This window comes from Neorhizobium sp. PAMB6716 (genome assembly GCF_058242805.1).
In genome coordinates this window covers 2,715,442-2,741,518 of the sequence record NZ_CM177835.1, presented here as the reverse complement: position 1 = coordinate 2,741,518, position 26,077 = coordinate 2,715,442, and the positions used below count along the sequence as shown (strand labels likewise).

Below are 26,077 nucleotides of genomic sequence, written 5' to 3'. Positions count from 1 at the left end.
CCCTTTCTACGTTTGCCGGAGGAGCATCCTCACCGTGGCGTGGCGACGATGACGGGGATCAGCAGGTCGCCCCAGTTGCCCTCGCCGCCGTGGTGGCGGGCGGAGCGGACGAGTTCGACGGAGACACCGGCATCGACGGCCTTCATCACGGCATGGTTCAGCCGATGCAGGTCATTGGCCAGCATGCGGATGGCCGACTGCTGTTCTGTGGTCATGGTGGTCGATTGTTCTTCGGCGCGTTCCTTGACGCGGGTCTGGACGTTCATGGCATTTCTCCTCTTGATGTCGGGGGTTCTTGACGTTTCATGCTGGGCTGAAGGCCCCTCCCAACCCTCCCCACAAGGGGGAGGGCTTAACCCGGACGCGCCCTTGAATGAGGGAGGCGAAGGGCTGCCACGCGGCTTCTCCCCCCTTGTGGGGGAGATGGCCGGCAGGCCAGAGAGGGCCTTCTCGGGTCTTCATTCCGCAGCGGGGCGGAACTGGTCGTGTTCGGTGGATTCCTTCATCGCCGTCGTCGATGACTGGCCGCCGGAGATCGCCACCGACACGGCATCGAAATAGCCGGTGCCGACTTCGCGCTGGTGTTTGGTTGCCGTGTAGCCGTTGATCTCGGCGGCAAATTCCGCTTCCTGCAGCTCCGAATAGGCGGCCATCTGGCGGTCCTTGTAGCCGCGGGCCAGTTCGAACATGCCAAAGTTCAGCTGGTGGAAACCGGCAAGCGTGATGAACTGGAACTTGTAGCCCATGGCGCCAAGCTCACGCTGGAATTTGGCGATCGTCGCATCATCCAGGTTCTTCTTCCAGTTGAACGAGGGCGAGCAATTATAGGCGAGCTTCTTGCCCGGATGCACCTTGTGGACGCCTTCGGCAAATTTGCGCGCCTGTTCCAGATCGGGCTTCGACGTTTCGCACCAGATGAGATCGCAATAGGGCGCATAGGCAACAGCACGGGCGATGCACGGCTCCAGCCCGTTCTTCACCTGATAAAAACCCTCGACGGTGCGACCCTTATCATAATCGACGAAAGGCTGGTCGCGCTCATCGATGTCTGACGTCAGAAGTTTAGCGGCTTCCGCATCGGTGCGGGCAATGACCAGCGTCGGCGTGCCCATGACGTCGGCGGCGAGACGGGCGGCCGTCAGGTTGCGGATATGGGCCGCCGTCGGGATCAGAACCTTACCGCCGAGATGGCCGCATTTCTTTTCAGACGCCAGCTGGTCCTCGTAATGCACGCCGGCAGCACCCGCCTCGATAAAGGCCTTCATGATCTCGAAGGAATTCAGCGGCCCGCCAAAACCTGCCTCCGCATCGGCAACGATCGGCGCAAACCATGTGTCGACCGAAAGGCCTTTGCCCTCCGAGGTCTCGATCTGGTCGGCGCGCTGCAACGTCTTGTTGATGCGCTTGGCCAGTTCCGGTGCGGCGTTTGCCGGGTAAAGCGACTGGTCGGGATACATGGCGGACGCCGTGTTGGCGTCTGCCGCGACCTGCCAGCCGGAGAGATAGATGGCCTTGAGCCCGGCGCGAACCATCTGCATGGCCTGGTTGCCGGAGAGAGCGCCGAGGGCATTGACGAAATCCTCACTGTCGAGCAGCTGCCAGAGCCGGTTTGCCCCCATTTCCGCCAGCGAATACTTTAGCTCCACCGAGCCGCGCAGGCGCTTCACATCGGCGGCCGAATAAGGGCGCGTGATGCCGTCATAACGGCCCTTGGGGGCGGTTGGCACGAGATTGTAAAATTCTGTCATGATGCTCTCTCCCTGCTTATGTGGTCTTTCGAAGCTGTTGTTTGGTAGCCTCGATATCTGAGACAGAATTTACAGTGCGCTGCAAAAAGCTGCCAGAAAATAAGCGTATTCAGTGCGATGAAAGAGGTTAGGTTGTCTTGCTTTTGACGGATGAGTTTGTGAGGATGTAAATCCTGTCACAAATGGCGGGGCGAGCAATCTGTCAAAGGATGTCACATGGCCGAACGCAAGATCTTTGCCGGGCCGCGCGTGCGGCGTGTGCGGCTGACCCTTGGCCTCACCCAGACGGCGATGGCCGAGGGGCTTGGCATCTCGCCCTCCTATTTGAACCTCATCGAGCGCAACCAGCGACCGCTGACCGTGCAGCTGCTGCTGCGGCTTTCCTCCGTCTACAAGGTCGATCTCGACCAGTTGCAGGGCGAGGGCGGCGGGCTGGCCGGGCAGCTGCGCGAGGTGTTTGCCGATCCGCTGCTGGCGGGCGAAATCCCCGGAGATCAGGAACTGATCGAAATGGCGGAGGGCGCGCCGAATGCCGCCATCGGCGTCATCAAACTGTTTCGCGCCTATAAGGAGCAGGCGTCGCGCCTGTCGGATCTTGCCGACCTTCTGGCGCGCGAGGGGCACGAGACCTCGCTTGGCCGGGCCCATCTGCCGATGGACGAGGTGCGCCAGACGCTGGAAACCCGCCCATTCGTATTTCCCCGCATTGATACGGCCGCCGAAGCTTTCCTGGCGCAGCTCACCCCGGGCGATGATCTCACCGGCGCGCTCAAAACCTTCCTGCGCTCCGGCCATGGCATCGTGGTGCGCCAGCTTCCGGTGCATGTGATGCCGACCTTACGCCGGCGTTATGACCGCCATTCCATGCGGCTTTTCCTCTCCGAACGGCTGTCGGTTGCCGATCGCACCCGCGAGATTGCGCAGGAGGTGGCGCTTTTGGCGCTGAAGGACGAGATTGCGCAGGAGCTTGAGGATCTGGGCTTGTCGAGCGGCGAGGCGCTGCGCATTGCGCGGTTCGAACTGGCCCGCTACGCCGCCCATGCGCTGATGATGCCGCTCTCCACCTTTCTTGCTGCCGCTGAACGTTGCCATTACGATATCGACGTGCTCGCCTCCCGCTTTGAGGTCTCCGTCGAGCAGGCGGCCCAGCGGCTGATCACGCTGCAGAGGGCTGGCAACAAAGCCCCGGCGTTTTTCCTGATGGAGGCCGATCATGCCGGCAACATCCTTCGCCGCGCCGGCGCGCAAGGGTTTCCGAAAGCACGTTTCGGCGGCCTTTGTCCGAAGCTTGGCCTTCATGCCGCCTTTGCCCAGCCGGGGCAGGTGCTGGCGGAGCGCGTCGATATGCCCGATGGCGGCGCCTTCCTCACCGTCTGCCGCACCATAGAAGGGCCGAAGGCGGGGTTTGGCGAACGGCTGCGCCGCACGGCGCTGCTGGTCGGCTGTGACATGAGCTTTGCCGGCGAAACCGTTTATGGCCCGGCAGCCGACCTTCCGGCCGCACGCGTCGCCGCCGGCACTGCCTGTCGGCTCTGCGAGCGACAGGGCTGTCTCTCCCGCGCCGAGCCGCCGGTCACCCGGCCGCTCGGGCTGGACGAGATGGTGACCGGCCTCAGCGCCTTTGATTTTCAATGATCTTTTGGAAGAATGGCGCTCTTTTGTGCAATGCCACACATTTCCGCTTGTGGGCTGAAGGTTTCCTTTCTACTCTCCCAACAAAACAGATAATCATCTCTGGGCGGGCGCGGTGATGTGCTTCAGCCGGGATGAGGGGAACAGGAGAACATCATGCGCTTGACGACGATTTCGCTTGCAGCTTTCGCTACGGTCGCCTTTGCTGCGACAACCGCCCTGTCTCAGGAGCGTGTGGTGCATGTCTACAACTGGTCCGATTACATCGACGAAAACATCCTCACCGATTTCACCAAGGAAACCGGCATCAAGGTCGTTTACGACGTGTTCGACAGCAATGAGCTGGTGGAAACCAAGCTTCTGGCCGGCGGTTCCGGGTATGACGTGGTGGTGCCGACCGGCCCGTTCCTCGCCCGCCAGATCCAGGCCGGCGTGTTCCAGAAGCTCGACAAGTCCAAGCTGCCGAACCTTGTGAACCTCTGGCCGGTCGTGTCGGAGCGTCTGGCGAAATACGATCCCGGCAACCAGTATGCCGTCAACTACATGTGGGGCACGACAGGCATTGGCTATAATGTCGCAAAGGTGAAAGCTGCCCTTGGCGATGTGCCGATCGACAGCTTTGACGTGCTGTTCAAGCCGGAAAATGCCGCGAAGCTGAAGAGCTGCGGCATCAACATTCTCGATGCGTCCGATGAGACTTTTGCGATTGCGATGAACTATATCGGCAAGGACCCCGACAGCAAGGCAACCGCAGACCTGCAGGCCGGGGCTGCCGTCTACAAGGCGATCCGGCCCAGCGTGAAAACATTCAATTCCTCCGCCTATATCGAGGAACTGGCCAACGGTGATACCTGCATCACCATCGGCTGGTCCGGCGACATCCTGCAGGCGAAAACCCGCGCGGAAGAGGCCAAGAACGGCGTCGAGATCAATTACGTCATCCCCAAGGAAGGCACCTATATGTGGTTCGACAACCTGGCCATCCCGGCGGATGCCAAGAATGTCGAGGAAGCCCATGCCTTCATCAACTACCTGATGAAGCCTGAGGTGATCGCCAAGGCCTCCAACTACGTGCAATATGCCAATGGCAATCTTCCGGCCCAGAAGCTGATGGACGAGGCGGTGGTGAAGAACCCGTCCGTCTATCCGGATGAGGCGACGCTTGCCAAGCTGTTCACCATCTCGCCCTATGACCCCAAGGCCCAGCGCGTCATCAACCGCGAATGGACGGCGATCAAGACCGGCCAGTAAGCGCCCGGCCGATCCTGCAAAGGTCGATTCTGCAAGTCCTGCCGGTGGCGGTTGCGCCACCGGGTTTCAAAGAGACGGTTGGATGAACGAGGTGGGGCGGGCATGGCAAAATCTCTCGGACCGGTTAAACGCAAATTCTCGCCCTGGACCGATCCGGCGGCGGTGCCCTTCATCCGCTTTGAAAACATCACCAAACGTTACGGCGATTTCGTTGCCGTCGATAACCTGACGCTCGATATCTACGAGCGCGAATTTTTCTCGCTGCTGGGGCCATCCGGCTGTGGCAAGACCACGCTGATGCGCATGCTGGCAGGCTTCGAGGAGCCGACAGAGGGGCGCATTCTCCTGCAGGGCAAGGACCTCTCGGGCGTGCCGCCCTATCGGCGCCCAACCAACATGATGTTCCAGAGCTATGCGCTGTTTCCCCATATGACGGTGGAAAAGAACGTCGCCTTCGGCCTGCAGCAGGATGGCTTGCCAAAAGCCGATATCGCCGCCCGCGTCGAGGAAATGCTGAACCTCGTCAAGCTGGAAAGTTTTGCCAAGCGCAAGCCGGCGCAGCTATCCGGCGGACAGCGCCAGCGCGTGGCGCTTGCCCGCTCGCTTGCAAAGCGCCCCAAGGTGTTGCTGCTCGATGAACCGCTCGGCGCGCTCGATCGCAAGCTGCGCGAGGAAACCCAATTCGAGCTGATGGATATCCAGCACACGCTGGGGCTGACGTTCCTCATCGTCACCCATGACCAGGAGGAGGCGATGACCGTGTCCGACCGCATCGCCGTCATGGACAAGGGCCTCATCGTGCAGGTGGCGACGCCGGCTGAAATCTACGAGGCGCCGAACAGCCGTTACGTCGCCGATTTCATCGGGGATATCAACATCCTGGAATGCACCGTCACCGACAATGGCGGTGATTGCCTGCGCGAGGGCCATCCGCCCGTCGTGCGGCTGGAAAGCGATGGCCTTGCCATTGCCGTGGAACAGGATTGCAAGGTCGCCACCGGCGATCAGGTGGGCTTTGCTGTGCGACCGGAAAAGGTGCGGATATCCCTGGATGAACCGGAAAAGACCGGCTTCAACACCGCCCATGGCGAGGTCTGGGATATCGGGTATCTCGGCGATTTCTCGGTGTTTCTGGTCAAGCTCGACGATGGCCGCATTTTACGCGCGGCGCAGGCGAATGTCTCGCGCCTCGTCGACCGACCGATCACCTTTGGAGACATCGTGTGGCTCACCTGGCCGCTCGATGCGGGCCTGGTTCTGACGCGCTAGCGGGGAGGGAAGCGACATGGCCGAAACCGGAGCATCCTCGCAAACCAACCCGCTGCGCTGGCTGGTCGTCGCCGTGCCTTATCTGTGGCTTTTCCTGTTCTTTGCCGCACCCTTCTTCATCATCTTCAAGATTTCGCTGTCGGATACGGCCATTGCCATGCCGCCTTATGCGCCGACCTTTGACGGTTTCGGCGCCATCGGCGATTTCTTCGCGCAGCTTGATTTCGAGAATTACCAGTTCCTGACGGAAGACCCGCTTTATATCAACGCCTACCTGTCATCGCTGCGTATCGCGTTCATTTCCACGCTGCTCTTGTTGCTGATCGGTTATCCCATGGCGTTGGCCATGGCGCGCGCGCGCTCCACCATCCGCCCAACGCTGATGATGATGGTGATCCTGCCGTTCTGGACATCCTTCCTCATCCGCGTTTACGCCTGGATCGGTATCCTGAAGCCGGAGGGGCTGTTGACGCTACTGTTTCAGGCGATCGGCGTGCTCGGGCCGGACGAGCAGGTCAACATCTTCCGCACCGATTACGCGGTCTTCATCGGCATCGTTTATTCCTACCTGCCGTTCATGGTGCTGCCGCTTTATGCCGCGCTCGAAAAGATGGACGGCACGCTGCTGGAAGCCGCAAGCGATCTCGGCTGCCCGCCATGGAAGGCCTTCTGGAAGATCACCTTTCCGCTGTCGCTGCCCGGCGTCATCGCCGGCGCGCTCATCTGCTTTATCCCGATCACCGGCGAATTCGTCATTCCCGATCTTCTGGGCGGAGCCGAAACGCTGATGATCGGCAAGACGCTGTGGACGGAATTTTTTGGCAACCGAGACTGGCCGCTGGCCTCTGCGGTGGCGGTTCTGCTTCTGCTGGCGCTCGTGGTGCCCATCGTCATCTTCCAGAACCAGCAGCAGAAGGTGGGCTGAGCCATGAAACCAGCGCGCTTTGATGCCACCATCCTCACCCTCTGCTTTGCCTTTCTCTACATCCCGATCATCATTCTCGTCATCTATTCCTTCAACGCCTCGCGCCTTGTCACCGTCTGGGGCGGCTTTTCGCTTCACTGGTATCAGGTGATGTGGTCGAACGAGGGGCTGATGGATGCGGCCTGGGTCACGGCGCGCGTCGGTATCCTCAGCGCCACGCTCGGCACCGTGTTTGGCACGCTTGCGGCGCTCACACTGGTGCGCTTTCCGCGTTTTCCCGGTCGTGTCGCCTTCACCGGCATGGTGTATGCGCCGCTCGTGATGCCCGAAGTCATTACCGGGCTTTCGATGCTGCTGCTCTTCGTTGCGATGAATGTCGACCGCGGTTTCTGGACGGTCACCATCGCCCACACCACCTTTACCATGTGTTATGTGGCGATCGTCGTGCAGTCGCGGCTGCTGACATTTGATCGCAGCCTTGAAGAGGCGGCGCAGGATCTCGGTTGCCCGCCGGTGCGCACGTTCTTCACCATCACCCTGCCACTCATCCTGCCGGCCATCGTATCGGGCTGGATGCTGGCGTTCACGCTGTCGCTGGATGATCTGGTGATAGCAAGTTTTACCACCGGTCCCGGCGCCACGACGCTGCCGATCAAGATCTACAGCCAGGTGCGGCTTGGGGTGACGCCGGAAATCAACGCCATCTGCACCATCCTGATCGGGCTCGTCACGCTCGGCGTTATCGCCACGTCCATTACCACGAAGCGCGCCGAGCTTCGCCGCATTCGCGATGAACACGACGCCATCCGCGGCGCCACCTGAAACAGCTCTTGCCGCACAACAAAACGCCGGCATCCTCAAAGGATACCGGCGCGTTTTGATTGGATGATCGGTTGGAGATCAGTGGCGGCGAAGATCAGCCTGGGCTGCCGCTTCGCCAACCTGCATCGAGCGGGTGAGGGGAACCAGCTGCCAGAGCGCCGAGAGACCGACCAGAACATAAACGATTGTCGCCAGTGTCGAATCCTGGCCGCCGAAGATGGTTGCGACAAGATCGAAATCGGCAATGCCGACCAGCAGCCAGTTGATGCCGCCGACAATGATGAGAATGAGGGTGATGATGTTGAGTGCGCGCATGGTGATCTCCTTCAAGGGCTTGACTGGTGATCGAACAGGCGTTGCAGGGCTTTGTTCCGCAAAAGTTGTGTCGAATATTTCTCTTCGCCGTAAAATTTATGGGCCTATGGAGGGTGCCGGCGCTGTCGGTGCCGGCCAGATTATCGGGTTCGGCCAGGCGCCGCCGATGAACACCGTGCGTGGCTGATCGGGCAGCGTCTGATCGATGACAGTTGCGGCAAGCGACAGGCTTTTGGTCTCGTAGGGAACGACGCCAGAGAGGCGTAGCGAATAGGGGGGCCCGGCCAGCACAGCCTCCTGGATTTCAGCGCTGCCGGAGGCAAGCTCTGCCGAAAGCACAAGGCTGTCGAAGCTCGTGGTGCCCTCCGTTGTCTGGTTCAGCGAAAAATAGCTGGAACCGGTGGCGAGCCGTCGCAGGGCGGCAAGGTCCAGCCCGGTAATGCGGCCGGCGCCGGTGGAAAGGCGGAATGTTCCGGTGAGGTCCCCCGGATGCGCCTCGGCCAGCGGTTTTTCAAGCTGCAGGTCAAGATCGACGGATCCGGTCGCCGCCAGCACCGGCCCCGGCAGCGAAAGATCCCGCGCCAGCGTTTCGAAATCGACGTTGCGGGCGGACATCACCACCCGCGTCGAGGGTTTTGGCTGCAGCCGCATGCGGATCTGGCCGGTCAGGCTGCCGTTCAGAAGGTCGCTGTCGAGAATTTCGATCTCCGCGCGCTGCGCGTCCGAGATGATGCTGACGGCACTGTTGGCAAGCGTCAGGCTGCCGAGCTTTGCCGTCTTCACCGAAAAACGCACGTCGAAACCCAGCTGTCGTTCAAACGGCGGATCGGCCGCGACATCCGCTCTGCCGCCTGAGTGCCGGTCGTTGGAAATTGCCTGTACCAGCGCGCCAAGGTTGACGGCGTCGAAGGCAAGCGTTCCCGTCACGCGCGGGGCGGATGTGGCGCTTTGCATGCTCAGATCCATCACGCCGGTGCCATGCGTGCCATTCGCCTCGATCGACAGGCGGTCGAAGCGCAGCACATTGCTCAAGGTCACCAGCCTTGCCGAAAGTGAAAGATTGCGCAGGTCGTCTGCGGTATGCACCGGCAGGTTCGCCCAGGTCACGACATCGCTGACATTCGGTATCGAAAGTTCGAGGTCTCCGGAAAAGAAGGCATAACTAGCAAGGTCGGCGCGTCCGGCAAAACGCCCGGAAAACAGCGGCGATTTGATCGTGGCATCGATATCCGTGCCGCGTCCGCCCAGAAGCAACAGCGGTTGCGGCGAAGCAAGCTCAAGATCGATTGCCTGGCCGCGGATGGTGGCACGCATCCGCATGTCGGCAGCAGCGGACAGTTTTGGCCAGTCGATCGTGCCGTTGATGTCCTCGATCAGCAGGGTCTGTCCGCTGCGGTCCCGGATCGATAATTTGCCGGCTGAGACCGTCACGTCGCCCATCACCGTATCGCCGACATCCGGCAGGGGCATGTCAGCGGCGGACGCCTCCTGTGGAGAGATCGCGTTTCGCACGGCCGCGCCCAGAATGCCGTCGCTGCTCCAGTCGAGCGCGCCGTTCGCATCAAAGGTTATGGTGATGTCAGGGCTGACAAGCTTGAAATCCTGGAAAACCGGCTCGCCGCGCAGCGCCTGCAGCACGCTGAAGCCGGCTGAAAGTGTCTCGATACGGCCAAGCACCGGCGCATCCGGCCGGTTCTCTTGCCGGATGGTGATGCCCGTCAGCGTCACGACCGGCTGCGGCCAGAATTCCAGTTCCGGCGCGCCCTCGATGGTCACATCATGGCCGAGCCATTTTTCTACTGCGTCTTCCATGCTCTCGCGCACGAGTGACGAGGACACCAGAATCGGGGCGGCGACACGAAACAGCATGGTCAGCGCCAGAAGGCCGCCGCCGGCGTAAAGCGCGATTCGAGCAATTTTCTTGCGTGGCGTGAAGGCTCTCATGCGAATTTCGCCATCGTGCTTGCAGACATCAGACAGGGTGCAGCGCCTGAAATCATTTCGGGCGCGGGCAACGTGCCGCTTCGTTAGCGGAAATGCCCGCGCCATGCAAACCGGTGCGGCAAGTGCGCTTCAAATGGCCGTAAAGCAGCCATCGCGACCCTTTATCGTGCAACGCAACATGATATAGCTGTCGCATTGGGTGGAGGTAAACAACATGGATATGGAAATGCCCCTGTGGACGCCGTCCGAGGCGCGCAAAGCAGCTGCACCGCTTTCAAGCTTCATGGCCTGGTGTGGGGAGCGCCATGGCCGCACCTTTGCCAATACGGATGACCTGCACGCCTGGTCTATCACCGAGCGCGGCGATTTCTGGACGGCGGTCTGGGATTTCTGCGGCGTCAAGGGCGAGCGCGGCGCGACAAGCCTCATCCATGGCGACGACATGATGGCGGCCCGCTTTTTTCCAGATGCCATGCTGAACTTTGCCGAAAACCTGCTGACCCGCACCGGCACTGACGATGCGCTGATCTTTCGCGGCGAAGACAAGGTGGCCTATCGCTGGAGCTGGGATGAGCTTGCCGCTCATGTCTCACGCCTGCAGCAGGCTTATCTTGCCATGGGCATTGGACCGGGAGACCGGATTGCGGCGATGATGCCGAACCTTCCCGAAACCATTGCGGCCATGTTGGCGGCCGCCTCCATTGGCGCGATCTGGTCGTCCTGTTCACCGGATTTTGGCCGCCAAGGCGTGCTCGACCGGTTTGGCCAGATCGAGCCAAAACTGTTCATCGCCTGCGATGGCTACTGGTATAACGGCAAGCGCCAGGACGTCGCCGACAAGGTGCGCGACGTCGCGGCAGAGCTGAAGGTGCCCGTCGTGATCGTGCCCTATGCCGGCGATGCGGTGGCGATTGCGGCCTCGCTCAGCGATGGCCGCACGTTGGAGGCGCTGATGGCGCCTTATGCGCCAGCCCCCATTGCCTATACGCGCATGCCGTTTTCGCACCCGCTCTATATCCTGTTTTCCTCCGGCACGACCGGCGTTCCCAAATGTATCGTGCATTCGGCGGGCGGCAGCCTGTTGCAGCATCTGAAGGAACTGGTGCTGCATTGTGGCATCACGCCCGGTGACCGGCTGTTCTATTTCACCACCTGCGGCTGGATGATGTGGAACTGGCTGGCTTCAGGCCTTGCCGCCGGCGCCACGCTCTGCCTGTTCGACGGCTCGCCCTTTGCGCCTGACGGCAAGGTTCTGTTCGATTATGCGCAGGCTGAAAAGTTCAAGGTGTTCGGCACCTCCGCAAAATTCATCGATGCGGTGCGCAAAGCCGAACTCGAGCCGATCAAAACGCATGACCTGTCGTCGCTGCAGCTGATCACGTCCACCGGCTCGCCGCTGTCGCCGGAAGGGTTTTCCTTCGTTTATGAAGGTATCAAGGCGGATGTGCATCTCGCCTCGATTTCCGGCGGCACCGATATCGTCTCCTGTTTCGTGCTTGGCAATCCCTTGAAACCGGTGTGGCGCGGCGAGATCCAGGGGCCGGGCCTCGGGCTTGCGGTGGATGTCTGGAGCGACGAGGGCAAGCCGGTGCGCGGCGAAAAGGGTGAACTGGTCTGCACCAAGGCTTTTCCATCCATGCCCGTGATGTTCTGGAACGATCCCGGCCAGAAGAAATACAAAGCCGCGTACTTCGAACGTTTTGACAATATCTGGTGCCACGGCGATTTTGCCGAGTGGACACCCCATGGCGGGCTGATCATCCATGGGCGCTCGGATGCGACGCTGAACCCCGGCGGCGTGCGCATCGGCACCGCCGAGATCTACAATCAGGTGGAGCAGATGCCGGAAGTGCTGGAGGCGCTGTGCATTGGTCAGGATTTTGATGATGACGTGCGCGTGGTGCTGTTCGTGCGGCTCGCCAATGGCGTCGTGCTGGACGACGCGCTGGTTGCGGCGATCAAGACCCGTATCCGCACCGGTTGCACGCCGCGCCACGTGCCGGCCAAGGTCATTGCCGTCTCGGATATTCCGCGCACGAAATCCGGCAAGATCGTGGAGCTTGCGGTGCGCGAAGTCGTGCATGGCCGGCCGGTAAAAAATATGGAGGCGCTCGCCAATCCGGAAGCGCTGCAACTGTTTGCCGGGCTTGCCGAACTGCAGTCGTAACAGGCACCTTGCTTTGACGGGGGCAGTTTCGGCTGCCCTTCCTGCTTCGGCCTATCGCTCCATCGAGCGGGAAACAAACAGCACCGGCACCAGACCGGCGAGCACGATGATCAGCGAGGCAATCGAGGCATTTTCGATCTGCGCGCGCGAGGCATCCTCATAGACCAGCGTGGCCAGCGTGTTGAAATTGAACGGCCGCAGCAGGATGGTGGCCGACAGTTCCTTCATCGATTCGACAAAAACGAAGAGGGCGGCGGTCAGCAGGGCGGGCCGCATATTGGGCAGGAGTACGCTGACCAGCGTCTGGAAGCGGTTGCGTCCCAGCGTTCGCGCCGCCATGTCGAGATGCGGCGACAGTTTCCGGAAACCGGAATCCACCGTTCCCTCCGCCATGGTGAGGAAACGCACGGTGCAGGCATAAAAGATGGCAAAGCCGGTGCCGGACAATAAAAGCCCGGTGGAGACGCCGAAATACTGGCGCATCAGGGCATCCAGCCCATTGTCGAAGGCGGCCAGCGGCACGAGAACGCCAATGGCAAGCACGGTTCCCGGCATGCCGTAACCGAGCGAGGCCAGACGTCCGGCAATGCCGCCTGCCGCATTCGGGCGCGTGCGCAGGCTATAGGCCAGAAGGAAGCCGATAAGGACGGTTGCCACAGCTGCCGATCCCGACACCAGAACGCTATTCCACAAGGCTTTCAACAGACGCGGATCGTGCAGCAGTTCCAGCCGGCGCACGGCGTAACTTACAAGCATCGACACCGGCAGCAGGAAACCGAAAGCCACCGGAGTGACGCAGATGGTGACGGCTGCCATCGCGGCGGCCCCTCGGAGCCTCGGCCGCACCTGATCGTTGACGCTTGCGGTCGTGCGGTTTGCCACAAAACGCTGCCGCCGGCGCGCCAGCCGTTCAACCGCGATGAGGCCGGCAACGACCAGAAGCAGCACCACGGCCAGCTGGGCGGCCCCGCCAAGGCTTCCCCGGTTCAGCCACGTATCGTAGATCGAAAAGGTCAGCGTGGTCACGCCGAGATATTCCACGGCGCCGATATCGTTCAGCGTTTCCATGGCGACCAGCGTCAACCCGATCATGATCGCCGGCCGCGCCATCGGCAACTGGATGCGCAGCATAGTGCGCAAGGGGCCGGCGCCCAGCGTACGTGCCACATCGGCCGCTGCGCGCCCCTGCATAAGAAACGTGGAGCGGCAGGCGAGATAGACATAAGGATAAAGCACCGACGACATCACCAGCACCGCGCCGCCGAGCGAGCGGATATCGGGAAACCAGTAGTCTCGCGCCGTGCGATAACCTAGAAGTCCGCGGTAGAACGTCTGCAGCGGCCCGGTGAAATCCAGGAATTCCGCAAACATATAAGCGGCGATATAGGAGGGGATGGCGAGCGGCAGAACCAGCGCCACCGATAACAGCCGGCGAAACGGAAAACTGAAACCGGTGACCAGCCAGGCGCTGAGAATACCGAACAGGCTGGTGAGGAGCCCTGTGAACACAACGAGTTGCACGGTGCGCAGCGTGGCGCGCGGCAAAACATTGGTGAGGATATGCGCAAGGCTCTCCGTGCCGCCGAAAAGCGCAATCCAGACCACGGATGCCACCGGCAGAACCGCAACGGCCGCCACCAGAAGCGCCGCGCCAGACAGGAGCCGCGCATCCTGCCCGCGAACTGGCCCGCCCGCCCGCTTGGGAGCGTCGGCAAATTCCGCGCTGAAAGAGGGTTCCCCCGCCATGCCTATCCTTTGTCTGTCCCCGCAGACCGTCCCCAGACGCTCTACAACATCGGCCCGGAAACCGGAATTGGTTTTCGGGCCGATAGAATTGGCAAAAAACTTGTTGTCCCGACGGGGCTTCCTCAGGTGGCCAGCACGCGCGGCGAGGGGAAGGTGACCTCCACCAGCGTGCCCTCGTTCGGCGCCGAATGGATGGAGAAGGCGGCGCGGTTGGCATCCACCATCGCCTTCGTCAGCGGAAGACCAAGGCCGGTGCCATCGCCGCGCTTGCGGGTGCCGCCGGCCACCTGCCGGAACGGCTTCATGGCCAGTTCCAGTTCCGAGCGGGTCATGCCGATGCCGGTATCGCGGATGCGCAGTACGACATTGCCGTTCGCCTCATAGGCGGTGGAGACGACAATCTGGCCGCCCGAGGGCGTGAAGCGGATGGCGTTTGCCAGAATGTTCAGCACGATCTGCTTGATCGAGCGCAGGTCGGCCACGACTGGCGGCACCGCATGCGACAGCGCCGTGCGGATGATCACCCGCTGGCCGTTCGCCTGCGGCTGCACCAGCGACACCGCCTCCGCCACCGTTTCGTTAAGGCCGACGGCTGCGAAATCCAGCTCCATCTCGCCCGCTTCGATCTTGGAAATATCCAGGAGATCGTTAACGATATCCAGCACATGCCGGCCGGAACGGCCGATATCATTGGCATATTCGACATAACGCTGGTGGCCGATCGGGCCTAGCCGTTCGGTTGCCATCATGTCGGCAAAACCGATGATGGCGTTGAGCGGCGTGCGGATTTCGTGGCTGACATGGGCCAGGAAATCGCTCTTGTGGGCATTGGCGGTTTCTGCGGCGCGCTTGGCACTGCGCAATTCTTCTTCCGTGCGCTTCCACTGGGTGATGTCGCGGATGACGGCGCAATAACCGTTGGACGAGGTGAGGTGGCCAATCGTCATGAACAGCGGCAGGAAACCGCCGGAGGCTTCCCGGCCGATCACTTCGCGCCCGTCGTTCAAAAGGCTTGCCACGCCATGGCCGGCAAGGCCTGCCAGATAATCCAGCACGGATTTCTGGCTTTCATGGGCAAACAGCATGACGAAGGGTTTGCCGGCCGTTTCGTCATTGTCATAATTGAACAGCGCGCTGGCCGCCCGGTTCATCGAGCGGATATCGCCATCGCCGCCGAGGATGACGACGCCATCGGTCGCGGTGTCGAGAATGGCGCGCAACTCATCCACCTCGACCGCCATGCGCGACAGTTTTTCCGCCTGGTGGGCGTGTTCGTCGGGTTCCGCGGGTGCTGTTTCGTCAACGGGGGCGGTATCGGGTGCCGCAACACCCTCATTGACCGGCATCAGAGCCAGAATAAGCGCTGTTGCCCCATCCCAGCGCACCGATTGCAGGCGTGCGGTAACAGGCACGAGGCTGTCATCGGCGCGCACCACCACCATGCCGCCGGCTTCAGACGTCTTGTCTTCCAGGTCCTGCCGCTGCAGCAGGGCGTCGAGCCCGCCGACGTCAGCCAGCGCCTCCAGCGTCTGATAACCGGTGAGGCGCAGGAATTCCGGATTGCCGTGGATCAGCCGTTCGCCGCTGTGAACGAGAAGCGCGACCGGCATCTGGTCGATAACTTCCGGCGAAAGTTCTGGGCGCTGGCGAAGCGGCATGGCCTGCGCATAGGCCTCGGCCAGCGAAATCCGCTCCTCGCCCTCAGCATTCACGGCGTCCTCGACCGGTGTGTTTTCGGCCTCAGCGGTGTTGGCTGGCAGGATTTCAGATGGCTCGGTCTCTTCCGCCATTGCCTCGGCTGGCATTTCCCCGGCGGGCGTGCCTTCGGCAGCCAAGGCGTCGTCGTCCTCAACCGTCTCCGCAGCCGTCGTGGCGTCATCCATATCGTCAGGTGCTGCCTCCGGCGCAGCCGCGATATCGGCAATTTCTGTTTCATCAGCCGTATCTTCCGCTGGAGCAACAGCGTCGTCCTGGGCGGAATTGTCCACGACGTCAATCGCTGCATCTTCCGCTTCGGGAAAAACCTCCGGCGATGCCGGGTTGTCCAGCAGGCCGGTTTCCGTCGCTCCGACGTCCAGCGCCTCTTCTTCCGGCACGGCATCGGCCGTCATGTCGGCATAAAGCGCCTCGTCGGACAAACCGTCGGTCTCGTCTGCGGTTTCCGTCTCGGCCGGGTGTTCGGCGTGGTCTGCATCCTCACTGGACGCAGGGAGCGTCTCTTCGGCGTGGTCGGCAAAAGCCGCGAAGGTGGGCGCGTCAGTGCCGTTGTCTTCCACGCGGGCAGCCGCGTCTTCATCGGCGGCCAGCGGCAGAGGCTGTTCCGGGGCTTCCTCGTTCTGGCGAAACACTTCCAGACGGCGGGCGATTTCGCGGAACGCCGCCTGCTCGACCGGCGTCAGACCTTCGCGGGGACCCGGACGGCGGTCTTCGATGCGGATGACCTTGTCGGAATAACGCGGCGAATTTTCAACCAGCCGCAAGGCGGGCTTTTCATGCGCCGGCCACAGCAGCGGCATCGGCGAAGACGGCGGCGTTTCAACGGGGGGCTCGAGTGTCTCGGACGGCGCTTCTGCGGTATCCTCGACATGTTCTGCCGCGTCAGTTGCTTCCTTCGGCTGCTGCGCAGACGAAAAGGTCTCCGGCTCTTCCGGTTCTTGTGTCGGGGTGGACGCAGTTTCAGCCGCACTGCCGGCGTCTGCCTCGGCGCTAGCGACTTCAGGCACGCTGTCCGGTTCGTCAGCCTCTTCGACAACGGTAGCACCTGCGTCCTCGGCAAGGCTTGGCATCTCGGGCTCACCGGGCACAAAGGTCAGACCAAGCGCCAGCGGATCTTCCTCGACATCGGAAATGCGCACGATGCCGAAACCGCGGAAACCATCGAATTCCCGGGTGCGGGTATAGGTCGGCAGGGCTGCGAGATCGATGGGCACGCAGAGCGATGTGCCTTCCACCGGCCAATAGATCGTCTTGCCGGACCAGGTGTCGCGGCGCTGCAAAAGCTCGCCGATCTTGCCATCGGGATCGAGGTTGAACAGGGCGGCCACATCACCAAAACCCAGCCCCACCACTTCGGCGGCATGCGGGCCGACGGTGGCAGCCAGTTCCGGCGAGATTTCACAAAAAACCCCCTGCGCATCGATCTTCCAGACAAACCGCGTGGCACGCGCCTCGCGCGGGAACTGGAAGCCGGAAACCGGCGGTTCAGGCGCCAATTCGTCGGTCGCGATGTCATCCGCAACCACGCTGTTGGTGTCTTCGGCGCTTTCGGAATTGAGCGAGCCCGGCGCATCCGAGACGTCCAGTACGGGAGCCGTGTCTTCGGTTTCCGTCTGCGTTGCCTCATCGCTCATCTCAGGCGCTGGCGTTTCGGCCACGGCAGCTTCCGGCAGGTCTTCAGCCTCTTCAGCGATGGCGTCTTCCATGACAGGCGAGATCGCCTGCTCAGCGGCATCCGGACCCGGCTCATGGCGCGGATCGGCCATAGGGACGGAAAGGGCAGGGGCCACCTCGTCGGGTGCCTCTGCCGCCGGCCGTTCCTCGCTGGCGATCTCTGGCTCGCCGGCATCGGCCTCCACGATGAACAGCAGGTTGAGCACCGGGTCATCGGAAAGCTTTGCAATGGCGGCCGGAAGATAACCGGCGCCTGTCGGCACCGGGCGTTTCACCAGTCGGTCGCCGTCATTTGCGGCAAGCGTCACCAGCATGCGGGCGGTGTGAGGGGTAAGGTTGATCGAGCCGAAATCGGCCGAGGAGGAAATCACATGGCCATCGCCATCCAGCACGGCCACATGGGTGTTGGGGTCGTCAAAACCCTCCAGCATCTGGCGGGCGCATTCGGCGGCAAGCGGCGGCTGGGCGGCGGCCGGCACGGCGAGAAGTACGCCCGTTTGCCCATCCGCCAGTTCGATCAGCTCGCACAGCGCCTGCACCGCCAGCCGCTCGAAGCCGGAAGTCATGCGCATCATGAAGGTGCGGTGGTCGCCCGGCGCGTGCAGCTGGCGCGCTGTTGCCTGCGCCTGGCGCACGGTTAAATCCAGCCGTGGCGGCCCCTGGTCGATGAGGTCGTAGATGATGTCGGTGCCGAACAGCTGCGCACCGCGGCCATTGGCCCAGAGCACATCCGCCATGTCATGCGAAAACAGCACGACCGCCTTGCCCGCCGCAAAATGATCACGCACCCTGGGATGCGCGGCGATGTCTATGAAGGGATATTGCACAGCAGACATGGCGGGCCTTGCACTCGGTGCCGTCTTTATCAAGCCGGCGCTACGTTAACACATTGTTAGTAACTTCGAAGCCCCTCCAGGTCCACAATCTGGCTGAGGAAACGCAGAACACGGTTAATCAGGAAAAGTTCATGTTGCACTGCACAAACATATTGCAATGCAACATTACTGTCGCTATATTTATGGTCATGAGGTCGCCCATCATGGGGGCCGGGATCGAACAAGGAAGCTGGACATGGCTTACAAGACTGATGACGTATTCTCCTTCGCCGCCTTCGACCCGACGCGGTTGACGGAAAGCCTGCGTGATTTCGCCGAAAAGGGCACCACGCAGTCGCGCGAAGCCTTTGCCAAGATGAAGGTTGCCGCCGAGGAAGCCACCAAGACGGTTGAAACGACAATGCAGACGGCGCAGGCCGGTTCCGTCGAGTTTGGCCTCAAGGCCATCGAAGCGATGCGCACCAATGCCGAAATGTCGCTGTCGCACCTGGAAGCGCTGATGGGCGTGAAGTCGGTTGCCGAACTCATCGAACTGCAGACCGGTTTCGTGCGCAAGCAGGCCGAAGTCACCGTTGAGCAGGCGAAAGCCATGCAGGAAGCGGCCCGGAAGATTGCCGAAGACGTGACCAAGCCCGGCAAGGAAGCCGCCGAAAAGGCGATGACCACCTTCAAGGCTGCCTGATTACCCTTCGAATTTTTTAAGGAAAAGGTCGGGTCATCCCGGCCTTTTTCGTTTCGGGGCGAAACTCGGGGCTTGCAAAAAAAATGCAATGCTTCTATGTCACGCCCCAGACACGGCCGACCAAGGTTGGCAACGTGGCGTGCGGTTGTAGCTCAGTTGGTTAGAGCGCAGGTTTGTGGCACCTGAGGTCGGAGGTTCGAGACCCCCCAACCGTACCATTCTTCCACAGTTTTATCCCTTATTTCGTAGCCCGCGTGGCATCACTGTGTTAGCCGATCGGGAAATTCCGGAATTTGATAGCAATCTGGAAATGAAATCCCGGAAGGCTTACAAAAAGCGCGCATTCCGCCTGCCCAGTTTCACGATTTTCAGCCCCGTTCTTGAGGCGGCCTTGAAGGCCTTTCATATCAAGTTTGATCCGCGTTCGAATGAATTGTGGCGGGCGGAAAACTCACCTGCCGGCGTCTACGCATGACGTCAGGCTGGGGGATTAACCCTCTGAACTCAGGCGGAATTCATCCAGATAATTTCATCCAGCCAAAGAACGGGCGCCAGCCGCTCGGCAGTATCGGCTAGAGCATTTGCGAAACCAGACAACGTCTGTCCTCGATTACGCAGCCAACGCTTGTGCAGAATATAGCGTAGTATGTCACAAGTGGCGCCGATTGCTGATCGCTTCGTGCAATAGAGCACTTCTCCCAGATTGGCGTAGTTGATGCTGGCGCTTGCAGATAAGGATGGTGCTCGGGCAATTCCGTGATCTAGGTTCTGGATCATGCCGGCAAACATCTGATCCTGCATTTTGGAATTATCACGCTCTACGACGGGCCACACGATGCAGCTGTCCAGCACGGTGTTTAGGCGCCACAGCATGTTGAGAAAGCATACGGCAAAAACACGCTCCCCCATTATCATGCCCGCCATACTTTGCGAAAAATAGCCTGTATCCAAAACAGGCAGCTGCTTTTCGACTACAAAGTCCACCAGATCATTTACAAATCTCAACCGGTCCGCATCATCGACATTCGGTTCGTCTCGAAAGAGGCTCATCGCATGAACTTCCGCCATTTGCGGAACTACATTTTTTTCGGCCGGCAATGCTCGGACTAAAGATTCGTAGAAATGGCTTCTCAATTCCCGATGCAGGCTCGACTGAACAAGCAGGCCTGTAAGCTTATGTACACGGCTGTTTGGCGCCGCATTGGTGTCTGGTTTTCTCTCATCGATGAAGAGGAAATAAGTGTTCATGGCAAACAGCTACACCACTAAATTGCTTTGGCCGCAACAAGCACATCAGATGGATGAAGGGTATCAGGATTCCGGGCGCATGTGGTCCGTCAGCGCGCCCTGGAGCCCAAAAAGTATGCCATGACTGGAGGGTGACACCCGGTAACATAACAGAGGCCAAGGCCTAGATCTTCCGACCGGCTGCAGGTGTCCTCTCACACAAACACATGCCGTTCGGCGCCCACCGCTTCCTGCAGGAACGCGATCACGGTGCGGATGCGGGTGAGGTCGCGCAGGCTTTCGTGGGTGCTGGTCCAGTAGGCGCGGCGGATGGAGATGTCTGGGAGGATACGGGCAAGTTCCGGCACCGGGCGGGCGATATAATCGTGGAGTATGCCGATGCCGGCGCCGGTGCGCACCGCTTCCGTCTGGCCGATCGCGCTTGAGATTTCAAACCCTGCATCCCAGTCGCGCATCACTTCGCCGGTGAAATTCAGTTGCGGCGAAAAGATCAGGTCATCGACATAACCGATGCGCGGGTGAAGCCGCAGGTCTTCGAGAGTGGCGGGTTCGCCGTTCTGGGCGAGGTAGTCGCGAGAGGCGTAAAGGCCGAGCGTATAATCGGTGAGCTTTGAGGAGACGAGCCGCCCCTGGCTTGGACGCTCCACGGTAATCGCAATATCGGCCTCGCGCTGCGACAGCGAAAACGAGCGCGGCACCGGCACCAGCTGGATGCGCAGGTTCGGATGGCGCTTGATCAGCGTGCCAAGGCGCGGCGCCAGAAACGAAACGCCAAAGCCATCCGGCGCGCCGATGCGAACGGTGCCTTCAATCGGCGCATTCACTTCGCCGGTGCGCGCCTGCGCCGCGAGCATTTCTGCCTCTATGCGTTCGGCGGACGCGAGAAAGGCATGGCCGTCCGCTGTCAGTTCGCAGCCGCTCGGCTTGCGGATCAAAAGCCGCGTGCGCAATGCATCCTCCAGCGCATTGATGCGCCGCCCAAGCGTTGCATGGTTGAGACCGAGCCGACGGGACGCCGACAGAAGTTGCCCCTCGCGCGCCACGGCCAGAAAGATGCGCACATTGTCCCAGTCCATTGGATTTCCTTCAGGCGCCTCCTGGAACCCGGTGTGGGGAAAGCGCTGCACATCAATTTCTGCACAATGGATGCGTAAATCATCGCGTTGTCTTGTGCAAATTAAAGCGCATACTGGGTCCATAACAATCCAGGAGGATCATCCATGTATCAGGTAGGCCATTTCATTGGCGGCAAGCATGTGCCCGGCACGTCCGGTCGCAGCCAGCCGATCTACAACCCGGCAACCGGCGAAGTGCAGGGCGAAGTGTCGCTGGCAAGCGATGCGGAACTGAATGCCGCCGTGGAAAACGCCAAGGCCGCGCAGGTCAAGTGGGCAGCCACCAATCCGCAGCGCCGCGCCCGCGTGTTCATGAAATTCGTCGCCCTTCTCAACGACAACATGGATAGCCTTGCCGAAACCCTGTCGCGCGAGCATGGCAAGACCATCGAAGACGCCAAGGGCGACATTATCCGCGGCCTGGAAGTCTGCGAATTCGTCATCGGCATTCCGCATCTGTCGAAGAGCGAATTTACCGAAGGCGCCGGCCCGAACATCGACATGTATTCGATCCGCCAGCCTGTTGGCATTGGCGCCGGCATCACGCCGTTCAACTTTCCGGGCATGATCCCGATGTGGATGTTTGCGCCGGCCATTGCCTGCGGCAACGCCTTCATCCTGAAGCCGTCGGAGCGTGATCCGTCCGTGCCGATCCGTCTGGCCGAACTGATGATCGAGGCAGGCCTTCCGGCCGGCATCCTCAACGTCGTCAATGGCGACAAGTCGGCCGTTGATGGCATCCTGACGCATCCGGATATTTCGGCCGTGTCTTTCGTCGGCTCCACGCCGATTGCCCGTTATGTCTATGGCACGGCTGCCATGAACGGCAAGCGCGCCCAGTGCTTTGGCGGCGCCAAGAACCACATGATCATCATGCCCGATGCCGATCTCGATCAGGCCGCCCAGGCGCTGATGGGTGCCGGTTACGGGTCTGCCGGCGAACGCTGCATGGCGATTTCGGTGGCCGTTCCCGTTGGCGAAGAGACGGCAAACCGCCTCATCGAAAAGCTGACGCCGATGGTCGAATCCCTGCGCATCGGTCCTTACACCGATGACAAGGCCGATCTCGGTCCTGTGGTTACCAAGGAAGCCCAGGCCCGCATCAAGGGCCTGATCGACAGTGGCGTCGAAGCGGGCGCCAAGCTCGTCGTCGATGGCCGCAATTTCAAGCTTCAGGGTTATGAGAACGGTTATTTCGTCGGCGGCTGCCTGTTCGACCACGTGACGCCTGACATGGACATCTACAAGACCGAAATCTTTGGTCCCGTGCTCTCCGTCGTGCGTGCAAAAACCTATGAAGAAGCCCTCGACCTGCCGATGAAACATGAATACGGCAATGGCGTTGCGATCTACACCCGCGACGGCGATGCCGCCCGCGATTTCGCGTCGCGGATCAATATCGGCATGGTCGGCGTCAACGTGCCGATCCCGGTTCCGCTCGCTTATCACTCCTTCGGTGGCTGGAAGTCTTCTTCCTTCGGCGATTTGAACCAGCACGGCACGGATTCGATCAAGTTCTGGACGCGCACCAAGACGGTCACCTCGCGCTGGCCGTCGGGCATCAAGGACGGCGCCGAATTCGTCATGCCGACGATGAAGTAAGCACCGCACACCACACAGAAAAAAGGGCGCCCGCGAAGGCGCCCTTTGCATGTGAGGTGAAAAGTGGATCAGTTCGACGGGCCGTCGTTGAAGCCAACCTTGTCGACGAGTTCGGACGCTGTCTTGCGGTTCTTTGCAATATCGGTCAGCGGCAGGCTATCCGGCTTCAGCGTTCCGAAGGATTTGACGATGTCAGACGGTTCCGCGCCGGGCATGACGGGATATTCGAACACCTCTTCGGCATAGATCTTCTGGGCTTCGCCCGAGGCCAGAAACTCCATCAGCTTGACGGCGTTTTCTTTGTTCGGCGCGTTCTTCGCCAGTGCCATGCCGGAAATGTTCACATGCGTGCCGCGGTCGGCTGCATTGGGAAACAGGATCTTGATGGCACTCGCCCATTCCTTCTGTTCCGGCTCCTTGTCATTGGTCATCATCAGGCCAACGTAATAGGTGTTGCCGAGCGAGATATCGCATTCGCCGGCAAGGATGGATTTTGCCTGGCTGCGGTCATTGCCATCGGGCTTGCGGGCCAGATTGTTCTTGAAGCCCGTCAGCCACTTTTCCGTATAGTCAGCGCCGTGATGGGCAACCATGGAGGCAAACAGCGCGAGATTATAGGCGTGCTGGCCATCGCGGATGCAGATCTTGCCCTTCCACTTCGGATCGGCCAGTTCCTCATAGGTGATGGCATTTTCGGCAACGCGCTCCTTGGAGGCGTAAACAACACGGCCGCGGGTGGTGAGCCCAAACCATTCTCCATCCGGATCGCGAAACGCTGCCGGAATGTCCTTGTCGATGGTGGCGTTACCCTTCACCGGCTGCACCACGCCGCCATCCTTGGCTTCGCTCAGGCGCGCGATATCGATGGTGAGGATCACGTCGGCCGGCGAGTTGGCGCCTTCGGCCCGGATGCGCTCGACCAGCCCCTTGTCGAGAAACAGCACGTTGGTCGTAATGCCGGTTTCCTTGGTGAAGGCATCGAGCAGCGGCTTGATCAATTCCGGCTGGCGGTACGAATAGATGTTCACCTCGCCATTGGCCCATGCGGCCGACGAACCAGCCGTTGCGGCAGATAGAATGGCCGCGGATGCAATCAGAAACTTCTTCACAGGCGTCTCCCCCTCTTATCAGAACATGATGTCTCACTTATGTTGAGTTTTGAATTCATGATTTTGTTCGACCGGTCAATTCACAGGGCTGTGAAAAGTGGATAGGCTGAGTAAAATTTTCAAATTTGGAATTGTTCAAAAGTGGCAAACGGCTTATATATCCGCCAACGGACCCGAGGGAGAATGGCATGCGTTTGACGAAACAGACCAATTATGCGGTACGCATGTTGATGTATTGTGCTGCCAACGAAGGGCAGTTGAGCCGTATCCCCGAGATTGCCCGTGCCTATGGCGTGTCCGAGCTTTTCCTGTTCAAGATCCTGCAGCCGCTGACGAAGGCCGGCCTTGTGGAAACCTTGCGTGGCCGCAATGGCGGTGTGCGCCTTGGTCGCCCGGCCGAAAAGATCAGCCTGTTTGATGTGGTGAAGGTCACCGAAGACAGCTTTGCCATGGCGGAATGTTTTGAGGATGGCGCAGTCGAATGCCCGCTGGTTGATAGCTGCGGGTTGAATTCCGCGCTGCGCAAGGCGCTCAACGCCTTTTTCGACGTGCTCGCCGGTTATTCGATCGACGATCTCGTCAAGGCCCGTCCGCAGATCAACTTCCTGCTCGGCCTGGATATTCCGGCAAGCCGCGCGGTGGTGGCACCTGCCGCCTGATTCGGGCGACAGCAGACCAAACGATAAAGCGCTCCGGTGGGGCGCTTTTTTTTAGCATCGCGACAAGGTTTTCTGTCATCGTGGCGCATTCTTGATAAAAGGTTTCCATCTGGCCGGCCGGCCGTTCCTGTTGAAACCGCATAATTTTTCGCATGATACATTCTGACGATTTCATTCCCTTTGCCTTGACGCTTGTCCTTGGTGCCTTCGGTGCTTTCCTTGCTGCCGCATTGGGGCTTCCGGCCCCTTTCCTCATCGGTCCGGCCGTCTTCGTGACGTTGGGCAGCCTTTTTGGTCGCCGGCTTCTGGTGCCAGTTGGCGTGCGCAATGGCTGTTTTGTCGTGGTTGGCATGTCGATGGGAGCCGGCGTGACGCCGGAGGTGATGGCCGCTGCCGCCGCATGGCCGGCAAGTTTCGTCATGGTGCTCGTGACCTCAGTCATTCTGCTCTTCTCGGCGCAGGCGCTGCTGCGTCGGGTTTTTCACTATGACCGGATGACGGCGCTGCTGGCGGCCTGTCCCGGTCACCTCAGTTACGTGATGAGCCTTGCGGCCGATACGAAGGGAGATGTCGCCAGTATCGGCGTCATCCAGAGCGTGCGTGTCCTCGCCTTGACGCTGCTGGTGCCGTTGATCGTCGAACTTTCCGGCGCCTCGGGTGAGGGCATCATCATCCTGCCGCAGGCCATGGGCTTGCTGCCGCTTGCCGTCATCACGGTGCTTGCCGTCCTGTGTGGGCTGGTATTCCTAAAACTTCGGGTGCCGGCCGCACTTCTGGTTGGTGGCATGGCGGTATCGATCCTTGCCCATCTGTCCGGCCTCGTCAGCGGCACCATCCCGCAATGGCTGCAGATCCCCGTTTATGTGCTGCTCGGAGCCATGATCGGCACCCGCTTTTCCGGCGTAAGCCTGGCCGATCTCAAGAATGCCTTTGTGGCGGGCATGACGGTGACCGTTGTCGTTGGGTTGATCTCTGCGATCACCGCTGCCGGCATCTCGCATCTGCTTGATGTGCCGCTTGGTGCAGCGCTGATCGCCTTTGCGCCGGGCGGGCTGGAAACCATGGCTGCCATGGCTGTGATCATGCATGCGGACCCGGCCTATGTTGGCACACACCACATCCTGCGGCTGCTGTTTCTCTCGGTTCTCATGCCCTTTATGCTGTCCAGGTTCAGATCACTATAAATTATCACCCCTGATATTGAGGATGGTGATTGCCCAATTTTGCGCCTTATTTTCATTGATCTAATGTAGCGGCTGAAGTATTTAAATAATGTCTTCAGTTAACAGGCGCGGTGCTTCAGACTGAATGCCGATTTAAATATGACTTATGCCATAAGGTCGGCAGTTTAGTTGGATATCGGGATCGTTTGGGCACTAAAGGATCTGGATGGAAGGTGTCTTTACTAAAGAAGTGCTTTTCGATCAGGATTTAGGTGGTGCGGGTTTCGTCTGCTTGGGCATCTCGCGGGCGCTCGCCTTGCACCATGGTGTGGCTGGAGCGTGATGCGCGGCGTGTAATATGGCCGGGCAACCATTGGTGAATGCCGGATATATCTTGCGGACTTGCAGGTTGTATTTCGGTGTGCGGGAATGATGACGTAAACGTCAAGTATTC

The 26,077-nt window shown here is 60.4% G+C and carries 19 protein-coding genes and 1 tRNA gene; 11 read left to right on the top strand and 9 right to left on the bottom strand.

Annotated features, from left to right (window positions below):
- Window positions 1-29: 29 nt before the first annotated feature.
- Both AC4CWH_RS13375 and aceA read right to left on the bottom strand, forming a co-directional pair.
- On the bottom strand, window positions 30-266 hold the full coding sequence (locus AC4CWH_RS13375; protein ID WP_491319131.1) for an SMc00767 family acetate metabolism repressor: 237 nt from the start codon (window positions 264-266) through the stop codon (window positions 30-32).
- A gap of 192 nt (window positions 267-458) precedes the next feature.
- Window positions 459-1,748 carry an isocitrate lyase gene (aceA, locus tag AC4CWH_RS13370; protein ID WP_491319130.1) on the bottom strand — a complete coding sequence of 430 codons (1,290 nt, stop codon included), beginning with the start codon at window positions 1,746-1,748 and terminating at the stop codon, window positions 459-461.
- A 216-nt stretch (window positions 1,749-1,964) separates the two neighbouring features.
- Here aceA and AC4CWH_RS13365 point away from each other — a divergent pair, with 216 nt between their 5' ends.
- The 5 genes from AC4CWH_RS13365 (at window position 1,965) to AC4CWH_RS13345 (ending at window position 7,647) form a co-directional block, all read left to right on the top strand.
- Complete coding sequence (locus tag AC4CWH_RS13365) at window positions 1,965-3,383, top strand: helix-turn-helix domain-containing protein (protein ID WP_491319129.1); 1,419 nt, start codon at window positions 1,965-1,967, stop codon at window positions 3,381-3,383.
- Between the two features lie 153 nt (window positions 3,384-3,536).
- Window positions 3,537-4,631 carry a polyamine ABC transporter substrate-binding protein gene (locus tag AC4CWH_RS13360; RefSeq protein WP_491319128.1) on the top strand — a complete coding sequence of 365 codons (1,095 nt, stop codon included), beginning with the start codon at window positions 3,537-3,539 and terminating at the stop codon, window positions 4,629-4,631.
- A 102-nt stretch (window positions 4,632-4,733) separates the two neighbouring features.
- The gene (locus AC4CWH_RS13355; protein ID WP_491319127.1) at window positions 4,734-5,900 is read left to right on the top strand and encodes an ABC transporter ATP-binding protein; all 1,167 of its coding nucleotides are present in this window, start codon (window positions 4,734-4,736) and stop codon (window positions 5,898-5,900) included.
- Window positions 5,901-5,916: 16 nt separating this feature from the next.
- Complete coding sequence (locus AC4CWH_RS13350; protein WP_491319126.1) at window positions 5,917-6,825, top strand: ABC transporter permease subunit; 909 nt, start codon at window positions 5,917-5,919, stop codon at window positions 6,823-6,825.
- A gap of 3 nt (window positions 6,826-6,828) precedes the next feature.
- The gene (locus AC4CWH_RS13345) at window positions 6,829-7,647 is read left to right on the top strand and encodes an ABC transporter permease (RefSeq protein ID WP_491319125.1); all 819 of its coding nucleotides are present in this window, start codon (window positions 6,829-6,831) and stop codon (window positions 7,645-7,647) included.
- A 78-nt stretch (window positions 7,648-7,725) separates the two neighbouring features.
- Here AC4CWH_RS13345 and AC4CWH_RS13340 read toward each other — a convergent pair whose 3' ends face one another.
- A complete protein-coding gene (locus AC4CWH_RS13340; protein ID WP_491319124.1) occupies window positions 7,726-7,962 on the bottom strand; it encodes a DUF378 domain-containing protein in 237 nt (78 codons plus the stop codon).
- Between the two features lie 96 nt (window positions 7,963-8,058).
- Window positions 8,059-9,906 carry an AsmA family protein gene (locus AC4CWH_RS13335; RefSeq protein ID WP_491319123.1) on the bottom strand — a complete coding sequence of 616 codons (1,848 nt, stop codon included), beginning with the start codon at window positions 9,904-9,906 and terminating at the stop codon, window positions 8,059-8,061.
- 214 nt (window positions 9,907-10,120) lie between these two features.
- Here AC4CWH_RS13335 and AC4CWH_RS13330 point away from each other — a divergent pair, with 214 nt between their 5' ends.
- Window positions 10,121-12,073, top strand: coding sequence for an acetoacetate--CoA ligase (locus tag AC4CWH_RS13330; protein ID WP_491319122.1), 1,953 nt, complete (start codon window positions 10,121-10,123; stop codon window positions 12,071-12,073).
- Between the two features lie 51 nt (window positions 12,074-12,124).
- On the opposite strand, the gene AC4CWH_RS13325 is transcribed toward AC4CWH_RS13330, so the two are convergent.
- Together AC4CWH_RS13325 and AC4CWH_RS13320 are read right to left on the bottom strand one after the other, a co-directional pair.
- Window positions 12,125-13,819, bottom strand: coding sequence for an ABC transporter permease (locus tag AC4CWH_RS13325; RefSeq protein ID WP_491319121.1), 1,695 nt, complete (start codon window positions 13,817-13,819; stop codon window positions 12,125-12,127).
- Between the two features lie 122 nt (window positions 13,820-13,941).
- The gene (locus AC4CWH_RS13320; protein ID WP_491319120.1) at window positions 13,942-18,045 is read right to left on the bottom strand and encodes an ATP-binding protein; all 4,104 of its coding nucleotides are present in this window, start codon (window positions 18,043-18,045) and stop codon (window positions 13,942-13,944) included.
- Window positions 18,046-18,280: 235 nt separating this feature from the next.
- Between AC4CWH_RS13320 and AC4CWH_RS13315 the strand changes: the two genes are divergently transcribed.
- Both AC4CWH_RS13315 and AC4CWH_RS13310 read left to right on the top strand, forming a co-directional pair.
- A complete protein-coding gene (locus AC4CWH_RS13315) occupies window positions 18,281-18,727 on the top strand; it encodes a phasin (protein WP_491319119.1) in 447 nt (148 codons plus the stop codon).
- A 141-nt stretch (window positions 18,728-18,868) separates the two neighbouring features.
- Window positions 18,869-18,945: transfer RNA gene (locus AC4CWH_RS13310), tRNA-His, on the top strand.
- Window positions 18,946-19,231: 286 nt separating this feature from the next.
- Here the strand turns inward: AC4CWH_RS13310 and AC4CWH_RS13305 are convergent.
- Both AC4CWH_RS13305 and AC4CWH_RS13300 read right to left on the bottom strand, forming a co-directional pair.
- On the bottom strand, window positions 19,232-19,975 hold the full coding sequence (locus AC4CWH_RS13305) for a hypothetical protein (RefSeq protein WP_491319118.1): 744 nt from the start codon (window positions 19,973-19,975) through the stop codon (window positions 19,232-19,234).
- A 194-nt stretch (window positions 19,976-20,169) separates the two neighbouring features.
- Window positions 20,170-21,051 (bottom strand): LysR family transcriptional regulator, encoded by an 882-nt coding sequence (locus AC4CWH_RS13300; protein ID WP_491319117.1) that lies wholly within the window; start codon window positions 21,049-21,051, stop codon window positions 20,170-20,172.
- A gap of 144 nt (window positions 21,052-21,195) precedes the next feature.
- Here AC4CWH_RS13300 and AC4CWH_RS13295 point away from each other — a divergent pair, with 144 nt between their 5' ends.
- Window positions 21,196-22,692 (top strand): CoA-acylating methylmalonate-semialdehyde dehydrogenase, encoded by a 1,497-nt coding sequence (locus AC4CWH_RS13295; RefSeq protein WP_491319116.1) that lies wholly within the window; start codon window positions 21,196-21,198, stop codon window positions 22,690-22,692.
- A 68-nt stretch (window positions 22,693-22,760) separates the two neighbouring features.
- Here AC4CWH_RS13295 and AC4CWH_RS13290 read toward each other — a convergent pair whose 3' ends face one another.
- The gene (locus tag AC4CWH_RS13290) at window positions 22,761-23,789 is read right to left on the bottom strand and encodes a Fe(3+) ABC transporter substrate-binding protein (RefSeq protein ID WP_491321431.1); all 1,029 of its coding nucleotides are present in this window, start codon (window positions 23,787-23,789) and stop codon (window positions 22,761-22,763) included.
- A 200-nt stretch (window positions 23,790-23,989) separates the two neighbouring features.
- Between AC4CWH_RS13290 and rirA the strand changes: the two genes are divergently transcribed.
- Together rirA and AC4CWH_RS13280 are read left to right on the top strand one after the other, a co-directional pair.
- Window positions 23,990-24,460, top strand: a complete 471-nt coding sequence (rirA, locus tag AC4CWH_RS13285) for an iron-responsive transcriptional regulator RirA (protein ID WP_491282532.1) — start codon at window positions 23,990-23,992, stop codon at window positions 24,458-24,460.
- Between the two features lie 152 nt (window positions 24,461-24,612).
- The gene (locus AC4CWH_RS13280) at window positions 24,613-25,644 is read left to right on the top strand and encodes an AbrB family transcriptional regulator (protein ID WP_491319115.1); all 1,032 of its coding nucleotides are present in this window, start codon (window positions 24,613-24,615) and stop codon (window positions 25,642-25,644) included.
- Window positions 25,645-26,077 lie beyond the last annotated feature (433 nt).